General features: G+C 55.7%; 2 protein-coding genes. Both read right to left on the reverse strand.

The window, feature by feature from the left end; all coding sequences use genetic code 11:
* Positions 1-11: 11 nt before the first annotated feature.
* The gene (locus tag IT895_RS13955; protein WP_199283821.1) at positions 12-7,319 is read right to left on the reverse strand and encodes an amino acid adenylation domain-containing protein; all 7,308 of its coding nucleotides are present in this window, start codon (positions 7,317-7,319) and stop codon (positions 12-14) included.
* Positions 7,320-7,333: 14 nt separating this feature from the next.
* The gene (locus tag IT895_RS13960; protein ID WP_199283822.1) at positions 7,334-10,519 is read right to left on the reverse strand and encodes a non-ribosomal peptide synthetase; all 3,186 of its coding nucleotides are present in this window, start codon (positions 10,517-10,519) and stop codon (positions 7,334-7,336) included.
* Positions 10,520-10,532: the final 13 nt, after the last annotated feature.

Here is a 10,532-nt window from a genome sequence, read left to right on the forward strand (position 1 = left end):
TCAACTGAAACTTAGGCCATTACTTTATTGATTATATCCATATCTCGAAAGTTATTCATTTTCATTATCACTTTCGAAACTTGTGTAAGTAAGATTTCACTAGTGATAATTGAAAAATGGTCTTCGGATAGTTTGATTGAACACTTAGGTAGCTGACCCAATTGTTGATTGAGCGCTTGGCGCTGTCCTTTCATTCTACCATCTGCCCACCAGCAGTCTACACTGCAACGCAATGGTGACAAGGCACCAAGCTGTAGTGAAAGATGCTTCAAGTGCCGAGCCACACAGAATATTCGAGCTAGTTCTTCACTACCCAGTGTCGCGTAACCCTCACGGCCATTTTTATCGGATGATGTAACTGCTCTCTCCAATTTGATGACAATCTCTTCTTCATTCGGTTCTTCACTCCTTTCCTCATCATCACTGAGAGGCTCAAGCGAAACACCTGGTAGTATGACCGACAAGAAACTAACAAGATCTCGCTGCCAGCTATCCTCGCTATGCAGACCATCGCCAGGTATATAGGGATCTATCAAAGCCACTTGATTTACGTCTTGCCCTAGCCCTTCAAGTCGTGCCGCAATCATCGCTGCCAATGTCCCACCAAGGGACCATCCCAACAGCCGATAGGGCCCCACGGGCTGTATGCGGCGTATCGTCTCCACATAGGCATCCGCCATTGCCTCCAGAGACGAGTCTTGATGCTCAGGATCAGTTAGCATCCGGCACGGCAGTCCATAGACCGTGCATATTCCCTGCAGGTGTCGGGCCAACGGTTGATAGTCGTAAACCGTTCCCATCACAGCATGGATGCAGAATAGCGGCGGCTGATCGGGACACTCACCGTTGAGCATGACAGTCCCTTTGGGCAGCGACTCGCTGTTACCCCTCAGTCCCAGCAGAGCCGCAATGGTCGGTTTCTGCATCAGGTCGAACAATTTGAAGTTAAGCCCAGGTTTCCGCAGTGCTTGCACACGGCTCATCACTTTCAAGCTCAGCAGGGAGTCCCCGCCCAACTCGAAGAAGTTGTCGGTCTCACCGACCCGTTCAACACCCAACACTTCTTGCCATATCTCAGCGAGCTGCTGGGCTTCCGAGGTAGAGGGTGCCACATACTCGCGAATTTCCTCTAGATCCGGCTCAGGCAACGCCTTACGATCCACCTTACCGTTGGCATTCAACGGCAGTGCATCCAACGTGATCACGACGCCCGGCACCATATAATCCGGTAGCGTTTGGCCCAGCGCTTCACGTAGTGCGTTGGTATCGAGCTCACCGTCGGCTTGAGGCGCCACATAGGCCACTAGCCTCGAGCCACTAGGACTTTCCTGTGCAACCACTACCGCTTCGCGAATCTCCGGTTGAGCCAACAGCTCGGCTTCGATCTCACCTAGTTCTATACGCAGGCCGCGGATCTTCACTTGGTGATCCAGACGACCCAGGTACTCAAGCTGGCCATCCTCCCGCCAGCGAACCAGGTCGCCGGTGCGGTAAAGACGCTCGCCCTTCGTGAACGGATCCGCGATAAAGCGCTCCGCCGTGAGATCACTGCGATTGAGATAGCCACGGGCCAGGCTTACCCCTCCTAGGTACAACTCTCCTGCGACGCCCTGTGGTACCAGATTGAGTTCATCATCCAAGACGTAAGTGCGGGTACCGCTAATGGGTCGCCCAATGGGGATCTGGCGGTGGGCGTCATCACGGCACCACCAGTGAGTGACATGGATGGTGGTTTCGGTGGGGCCATAGAGATCATGCAGGTGGGCGCCATCAAGACACTCCGTTACCTCCTGCTGTAGCGTGGCGGGAACGGCCTCGCCACCACACATAATATGCTTGAGCCGCGTCTTGGCCTTCACATCGGGATAGGCCAGGAAGGCCTTGAGCATGGAGGGTACAAAGTTGAGCGTGGTAACGCCGTGCCGTTGGATCAGTTCGATGATGCGCTCTGGATCTCGATGGTCGCCGGGCTGGGCAATCACCAAACGTGCCCCGACACTCAGTGGCCAGAAAATCTCCCATACTGAAACGTCGAACCCGAACGGCGCCTTGTGCAGTACGGCATCGGTATCGGTAAGCTGGTAGGTTTCCTGCATCCAGACCATGCAGTTGGTCAGGGCATCATGGCGGATGGCAGCGCCCTTAGGCCGACCGGTGGAGCCTGAGGTATAAATCACATAGGCGAGCTGCTCACCGTGCAGCGTCACCGCCGGATCAGTAGAAGCATGCTGCACGACATCCAACTGATCCAACTCAATAACGTTCAGGCCATCAGCGACTGGCAGTGACTCGCGCAAGTAGTGCTGAGTCAGCAGCAGCTCGATACCACTATCCTCGGCGATGAAGGCCAACCGCTCGGCGGGATACTCGGGATCCAGCGGGACATAAGCACATCCCGCTTTTAGAATACCTAGCAATCCTACTACCATCTCAATGGAACGCTCCATTGCAATCCCTACCCGAGTCTCGGGTTTTACACCCAATCCAATCAGATAATGAGCCAAGCGGTTGGCACGGGTATTGAGTTCGGCGTAGCTGAGGTGCTGATCATCGAAGATGAGGGCCGTGGCCTCTGGAGTTGACGCTGCTTGGCGCTCAAGCAATTGATAAATAGGTGGAGCATCGGGGTTCTGATCTGGGTTCTCTCCCCACCCAATCAACAGTTCCAGTTCGTTTTTTCCTAGCAGGCTAATCTCACTTAGTGACTGCTGAGATGCAGTTTGCAGGCTTGCCACGATACCGGCTACGGCCGAACGCATGTAATCACACAGCCGCTTAGCACCGATTACACGCCCCACCTGCCCCACCAGTCGAAAGCCTTCTCCCAAATCATCCACCGACATCCCAATGGGGTAGTTAGTGCGTTCCTGCCCCCCTAGAGACTCCATGCCTTTCCATACATTAATGGGGCTACTTTCTGTCTGGGGTGCGTTGTAACGATAGTTCAGCAAGCTCGTAAATAGTGGCATTCCCCCGGGTAACCCACTGCAGCGCTGTGCTAGCCCGAGACTGGCATGCTCGTGGTGCAACAACGCACTAAGGGCGCTGTGAGTCTGCCGCAAGCACTTATCAACGGTTTTAGATCCCGTTTTGATGCGCACAGGCAAAGTGTTGATAAACATCCCTAATGCCCGTTCAGCCCCTTCAGCGCCCTGCATACGTCCAAACAAAACGGTGCCAAATACCACGTCATCCCGACCGGTGGTTTTGCTTAGCACCAAGGCCCAGGCTAAGTGGAACAGGCTTGCCGTGCTGACACCATAGCGCTGCGCCTGCTGCCGCACCTGTTGAGCCAACTCTGGTTCTAGCGGCAGCTGCATTTCCTCGATATCGCTGCCATCGCCACGTACCTCCAGCAGCCCGAAGGGCGCTGTCGGTTCCTCTATGTCGCCCAATTGCTCGCGAAAGAAGGCTTCATGCTCTTCTGCGCTTGTCCCCAGGCGCGCCTGCGCCACGAAGTTGCGGAATGGAATCGGCTTGGGCAGTTCGTCCTCGCGGCCTTGCTGGATCAGTGCAATTTCTTCCACTAGTAGCTCAAGGGTGGTGTGATCCATGACGAGGTGGTGGCTAGGTAGTTGCAAAAGCCAGCGGTTTTGCTCGGCATCGTATGCAGCCACCGCCCGTAGCATAGGGGCTCGGCGCACATCGAGGCGGTGGTGCTCAGGATCCACCTCGGCATTCAGCCGTTCAGCAATGCTTTGTGATGAGACATCATCCACGTTTAGCCACTCGAGGGCTAATTCAGCATGCCGGTATACCACCTGCACCGGCTCACGCAGATTTTCCCAAAGCACGGCAGTGCGCAGGATATCGTGGCGGGCAACCAGCTGGTTAAAACCGGCAGTAAAGGCTTCCAGCCGTTCGCGGCTGTCGAAGCCAAGCAGACGCGGGGTGACATAGGCATCGCCCTCTTCTTGCAGCCGATGATGGAAGAGAATGCCCTCCTGCAGCGGTGCCAACGGATAGATATCCTGAATATTACTCGCACCGCCGGGCACTGCCGATTCGACCTCACGAAGCTCTTCGTCATTAAGCTCGATTAGCGTCAACATCTCAGGCTGGAGAGCCTGACAACCGTGGGGGATACGGTTAGGCGGGATGATGCATTCCTGCTGCTCTGGCTTCTGTGCAATCGCCTGGGCAAAGGCTGTCAGTTCCGGGTGTTGGAACAGCGTGCGTACCTCCGCCGTCAGTCCCCGATGGCGCATTTGCTCCAACGCTTTTAGAGCCAATAGCGAATGGCCACCTAGCTCAAAGAAGTTGTCATGGCGGCCCACCTGGTTGACGCCAAGTATCTCTGACCAGATTTCCGCCAGCGCTTTTTCCACCTCACCTTGAGGCGGCTCATACTGCGAGCCACTGGCAAGGCCCGGCTCGGGCAGAGCCTTGCGATCCACCTTCCCATTAGCATTCAGCGGCAGTGCGTCAAGCGAGACCAGCACTCCCGGCACCATATAGTCCGGTAGCGTTTGACCCAGCGCTTCACGTAATGAGCTAGTATCGAGTTCGCTGTCGGCTTGGGGCACCACATAAGCGACTAACCTAGAGCCGCCCGAACCTTCTTGGGCGACCACCACCGCCTCGCGAACCGCCGACTGAGCGAGCAGTTCGGCCTCGATCTCACCCAGCTCGATACGCAGGCCACGAATCTTCACCTGGTGATCGAGGCGGCCCAGGTACTCGAGCTGGCCATCGTCACGCCAGCGCACCAGATCACCGGTGCGGTAGAGACGCTCGCCCTCTGTGAACGGATCGGCGACAAAACGTTCTGCGGTAAGGTCAGGGCGATGCAGGTAGCCCCGTGCCAAGCCCAGACCACCGAGATAGAGTTCCCCCGAGACGCCAGGCGGCACCAAGTTAAGATCGCCATCCAACACATAGGTACGAATACCAGCAATCGGTTGGCCAATCGCTACCTGGCTGCGCCCATCGTCTTGGCACGTCCAGTGGGTAACATCGATAGCTGCTTCGGTGGGGCCGTAGAGGTTGTAGAGCGCCGTGCGAGGCAACCGAACAAATACCTGATTCTGTAGTTCTGCCGGTAGCGCTTCGCCGCTGCATACCAGACGCGTCAGGCTGGTACAGGTCTCGACCTCACCATGCGCCAGGAAGGCCTGAAGCATTGAAGGTACGAAGTGCAGCGTGGTGATCTTGTGGGTACGTATTAATTCGACCAACTGCGTCGGCTCGCGATGGGCGCCTGGTGGCGCCATCACTAGCCGCGCGCCCTGCATCAGCGGCCAGAAGAACTCCCACACCGAGACGTCGAAGCTGAACGGCGTCTTCTGCAGCACCGTATCGTCGGCCGTTAGATCATAGGCCTCCTGCATCCACTGTAGGCGGTTAGTCAACGCGTGATGGCGGTTAGCTGCACCCTTGGGCCGCCCGGTGGAGCCGGAGGTGTAGATCACATAAGCAAGATTTTCGCCGTGCAGGGCCACGTTTGGATTGGTCGACGCATGATGCGTCACATCCAACTGATCCAGTTCGATGACATTCAGGTTTTCGGCTACTGGTAACGACTCACGAAGGTGTTGCTGGGTAAGTAGCAGCTCAATACCGCTGTCCTCGACCATATAGGCCAACCGATCACTCGGATAACCTGGGTCTAGTGGTACATAAGCACCACCCGCTTTGAGGATACCCAGTAGCCCCACCACCATCTCGATGGAGCGTTCCACCGAGATGCCCACTCGAGTTTCGGGTTTTATACCTAGTCCGATCAGATAATGAGCCAATTGATTGGCACAAGCGTTGAGTTCGGCGTAGCTGAGTGTCAGATCTGAAAATACCAGCGCCATGGTTTCAGGGGTTGCCGCCGCTTGTTTCTCAATCAAATGATGGACTGGCTCAGCATCGGAGTATTCCTTAGTGTTGACTCCCCATTCAGCCAACTCTCGTCTTTCACAGGGTCCGAGGACTTCCAGCTCTCCCAGGCATCTGCTGTGATTCTCGCAGAGCGTCGTCAACACCTGCTGGTAGCGCTCGAGCAGCTTTTCAGCAGTCCCCTGCTCGAAGAGATCGGTACGATACTCCAAATCGCATTGAACGCTTTCCTTTCCTATTACACAATTAAGGGAAAGCTCAAACTTAGTCGTGCCATTTTCTGCCCTCATTGGCTCAGCAATAACGCCATCAAATTCCAGTTGCTCGGCGTCGCCATCCATCTGTACGCCAAACATAATCTGAAACAGTGGGTTGCGTGACGGATCGCGCTGCTCACTACGAGCTTCCAATAGTATCTCTAGGGGCAACTCTGCATGATTCATCAATCCGAGCGCATCTTTCCTAACCTGCCGGACGATATCGCGAAGTGTCATAGCGGGCGATAAGTTGGCACGAAATACTTGGGTCGAAACAAAGTAGCCCATCAGGTCTTGCAGCTCATCGAACGGTCGGCCAGCGTGCGGTACTCCAATAGCGAACTCCATCTGATCGCTGTAGCGCGCCAGTAGGACTTGCCATGCCGCTAAGAGAATCATGAATGGCGTGCATTTTTCTTTCCGACAGAGTTGTCGCAGCGCATTAGCAAGGTCAGCAGGCAACGCTATAGAAGAACGAGCACCTGAAAACATCTGCACCCCAGGGCGCTTATAGTCAGTGGGTAGCTCGATGTCTGGTACTTGGTCACCCAGATAACTATTCCAATACGCTAAACTTTTCTCAAACTCACCACGCTCATATCTCTCGCGTTGCCAGGCTGCATAGTCTGTATATTGGATTTTCAGTTCTGGTAGAAAGACCTCTTCCTGAGATGCCACTGCCAAGCGATAAGCCGCTGTCAAATCCTTTGCAAGAATAGGGTTCGACCACGCATCGGAAACGATGTGGTGCATACACACCGCAAGCACTTGCTCTTGATCACCCACTTTTATCCATTTCGCCACTAAGGCCGGTGATGCGGTAAGGTCAAAGACATGGTTTGTAACTTCATTAATGGATATGGCCAGCCGAGCTTCTCGCTCCGCTGGCGTTAGCATTGATAAATTCTCGCACTGCAGTTCGAACTTCGCATCAGAGGCAACCACTTGCATCGGTTCCCCGTTTCGTTCGACGAAATGAGTACGCAGTACGGCATGTCGTGCAATGACAGCCTGAAAAGCTCGCTCCAATGCCTCAGGATTCACGCTCCCCTTCAGACGAAAGACCCGAGGTAGGTTATAGGCACTCAACCCTGGCTCCATATTCTGCAGTAGCCATAACTGATGCTGAGAGAAAGAGAGAGGAACGTGCTCTCCTACCTGGGTGCGCGCTACAATACTCTCTTGATACCGCCCACTCTGATTAGCGGCTAGAGATTCCTGACTCATACCATCCATTGCTGAATCCTTAACTAGAGACTGCTATTCGATTGAAAGGAAGGGTGTACCTCTTCCTGTATCCCGTATTCACTCTCGCGTAGAACGGCACCCAGCTCGGCGACAGTGGGATGATCAAATACCACGCCGGGAGCTATCTCGATGCCGAACTGCTTACGGATGCGGGCTACCAGCTTGATCACCAGCAAGGAGTGCCCACCCAGCTCGAAGAAGTCGTCATCAATACCGATCTCATCGCGACCAAGCAGCTCAGCCATGGCTTGGCACAGATTGGCTTCCACGGCATCTCGGGGCTTCACCAAGGGTTTGCTTTCCGCGGTATTTTGGGCCAAGGCTTCCAGCGCGGAGGTGTCTACCTTGCCGTTACCTAGGCGAGGGAAATGCTCAACAGGGATAAAACGAGAAGGACGCATAGGCTCAGGCAGTAGCACAGCCAGCTGCTCGCGAAGCTGAGCTTGACCCTCAACGGACGTTACCTCGGTGTCAGCGATCAGGAACGCTACGAGTTCCGGGGTATCACCGCCTCTACCCATCAGGCGAACCAGGCTCTGCTTAACCCCTGGCCGTGCTTGCAACACGCTTTCGATTTCCGCCGGTTCGATCCGGAAACCACGCAGCTTGATCTGATCGTCGGCTCGCCCAATAAGGCGTACGCCACCCTCGGGCAGCACACACGCCAGATCGCCGGTGCGATAGAGACGCTCACCGGGAATAAAGGGATCTTCGGCAAACGCGGAAGCATCGCTATTGAGATAGCCGCGCGCCAGTTGGGCGCCGCCCAGATACAGCTCACCTACTGCACCGGTGGGGATCGCGTGCAAGTTATCGTCAAGCACACGATAGCGGCAGTTCGGCAGCAGCTGGGTTAGCGGGAGCGGGCCTGTAATATCTTGCGACAGCGATACCGGGTGCACCATAACGCCCACCGTGGCTTCTGTAGGGCCATAGTGGTTGTATAGCTGGCACTCAGGGGAAATCCGCGCAATGCTCGAAAGCAAGGCAGGTGAAGCGGCCTCGCCGCCAAGAATCAGTGTTTTCGGCAACTGGGGCGCCTCGCACTCCAGCAGGGCCTCCAAGTGAGACGGCACTATCTTGAGCGCATCGATATTGGTCGACGACATAAAGCGCGCAAAGTGGTCGCCATCCTGCATATCGTCCGGTGCGACGATCACCAGGCGGGCACCATTGAACAAGGCGCCGAACAGTGCCGTATTGCCCAGATCGGTAGCCAGCGCCCCGGTCAATGCCCAGCGCTGGCATGCCGATAGCTCCATAGCCTTTGTGGCACCGGCGACGTAATTAAGCAGTTGACCATGCTCAATTACCACACCTTTTGGCGTGCCGGTGGAGCCAGAGGTATAGAGAAGGTAAGCCACGTCGCTGAGGTCTTGCTCTGGAAACGACAATGCGCTACCCGCTTCTTGCACTTCCTGTGGCAGACCTACAGTGGGGATACCGGGAAGGGTCTGTGCTGCTAGTTCCGCCTCGGCGTTTTCAGCGCTCACCACTAGCGCGGGCTGGGCATCCTCAAGCACTCGCCGTTTACGGTCTACGGGCCACTCATTGTCGAGCGGCAGGTAGGCGGCACCTACACGCCATACTGCCAGTAGCAGCACGACCAAATCGGTGGAACGGGGCAAGTTGAGCGCTACGTAATCTCCATGTTTGACGCCCTGGTTATCCAACCACCGCGTGATACCATTAATGCGGGCTTCTAATTGGGCGTAGCTCAGCGTGCGGCCCTGCTCCTCAATGGCAATGGAATCTGGCGTCGAGGCCGCCCAGGCAGCGATATGGGTAGCTACGCTACGCTCGCCCACGTCGAGCTCACTGTCCTCAATCGACTGTAATCCCTGCTGTTGCTCAGGGGAGATAAGCGGCACCGAAAATAGCTTTTGCGCAGGGTCAGCTAGGCCCGCCTGAAGCAGCGTCTGGAACTGATCCAGCAAGCACTCAGCCGCCGCTCGGCTATAGCATGATGGGTCGGTGTAGAGCGTTGCCACTGCCCCGCTCTCATTGCGGCCAACGTGCAAGGCAAGTTCAAATTCTGCCGATGGCCCTGGCAATTCTCGCAAGCGCCACTGCAAACCCGACGTATCTAACTCACTCACTCCTTCTGAAAATGCGAACCCCATTGCGAGGTGGCGCTTATCAGGCAGCGCATCAATTGACCAATACTCTTGAGCCTGGGTATGCGCCTCTAACTGCTCTGATAAACGGGCGATCCAGCTAGAGAAGTCACTATCAGCGACACCTTCAACCAGCACCGGCAGCACCTTGTCGAAGAGCCCGATTGCCCCTTGCATCACCTCGTAATCCTGGCGGCAGTCGTGTTGCCAGCCGCCCAGCATGCTCTCGTTGTCGCTAATCCTGGCGAGTAGCGCCCACCAGGCCGCCTGCAATACTGCCTCTGCGGATACTTGAAGCCCATCTGCTAGGCTATCGATACGCGCTACTAGGCTTGGTCCGAGCTGACAGACCACATATTCATGCTCTACCCGCACGTCATAGTGATTCGCTTGCCTCGCAGGTAAACGGCATGCCCCTGCCTGCTCGGCATGCTGCTGGTGATTTAGCCAATACTCACGACCCTCTTCGGCGTCATCGTCGTTTTCGAGAGAAGCGCGCCATTCGATAAACTGGGAATACTGTAGCCCCGACTCATCATCGGCTCCGCCCCTCTGATCGTAAGTATCCACCAACGCTGAGAACAGCGACTGCAGACTGCCGCGATCCGCCACCAACGCCGAAACAGCCAGTACTAATACCCAGGTAGTTTCACCTGTTTGCAGCAGCACTGGTCGCAGCAGTTCGCCACTCTCAACGGTCATGGGCCGGAGCTTTAATGCCTCGCTATAGTCACGAACACCATTGGCTTTGTCATCGCTGCCACGTAAGTCCTCATACCGCCACTCAATAGCAGGTAGTTCTTCAAGCGCCTGGTGTCGCAGCCCCCGGTACCCGGCCACGCTCTTCAAAGCCGTCGATAGGGCTTCATGCTGCTGCCTCAGGTCGCTCAGTGCGCACTCCAGCCGCGAGCTATCAAGCGCACCTTGGATATCGACCACCATGACATTATCCTGCGCCGATGCTGCCTGCTGGGTGTCATTTTCATTAGCTTCTGCCGCCACCAACACTGCGCGCTGTTCAGGGCTAAGCGGCCAATGGGCAAGGCTCTGCTGTTCCGTTATCGCATTCATTTATTGACTCCCG

Source organism: Halomonas sp. A40-4 (assembly GCF_015767635.1).
In the GTDB taxonomy this organism is placed as follows: Bacteria; Pseudomonadota; Gammaproteobacteria; order Pseudomonadales; family Halomonadaceae; genus Vreelandella; species Vreelandella janggokensis.